Origin of the sequence: Mesorhizobium sp. M4A.F.Ca.ET.050.02.1.1, assembly GCF_003997725.1 — a bacterium.
Taxonomy (GTDB): Bacteria; Pseudomonadota; Alphaproteobacteria; order Rhizobiales; family Rhizobiaceae; genus Mesorhizobium.
The window spans coordinates 1-410 of record NZ_RZSG01001537.1 but is presented as its reverse complement, the minus strand read 5'-3'; the positions used below and the strand labels follow the sequence as shown (position 1 = coordinate 410).

Sequence of the window (410 nt, the reverse complement as noted above, 5' to 3'; positions counted from 1 at the left end):
CCGGCGACGTGATCTTTTTGCTGCTCAATGAAGATGCTGTCGCCGGATCGCTGACGACGAAAAACCTGTCGCGCTTTGCGGCGCGGCGGCTGTTCGAGCGGCTGCAGCAGCTCGAGGCCGTGCGGGAGCTGTCGGGCCGCGCAACCTTCCGGCTGTTTGGGCTGTAGCGATGAGCCAAGCCTCCGTCCGCCGCAAGCCAAACGATCAGCCGGCGTTACTTGACACCGAGCTCGAGCACCTGCCGCCGGAACTGCGCTGGCGCGAGTGGATGGGCCGCGTCGAAGCGGTGATCTTTTCCGCCAGCGAGCCTGTGCCACGCGAGGTGCTCGCGCGCGTCGTCGGCAGAAGTTGCAATCTCGATTTGGTCATCGACGATATCCGCGCCGAGCTCGCCGGTCGCCCCTACGAGC

General features: G+C 65.6%; 1 protein-coding gene and 1 pseudogene. Both read left to right on the top strand.

Features of this window, described 5'->3' with window-relative positions; all coding sequences use genetic code 11:
- Positions 1-167 (top strand): DUF1403 family protein (locus EOA33_RS38535; protein WP_127407879.1); only part of this gene is annotated, 167 nt, incomplete at its 5' end.
- A 2-nt stretch (positions 168-169) separates the two neighbouring features.
- Positions 170-410, top strand: a pseudogene (locus EOA33_RS38530) (segregation and condensation protein B); the annotation flags it as partial.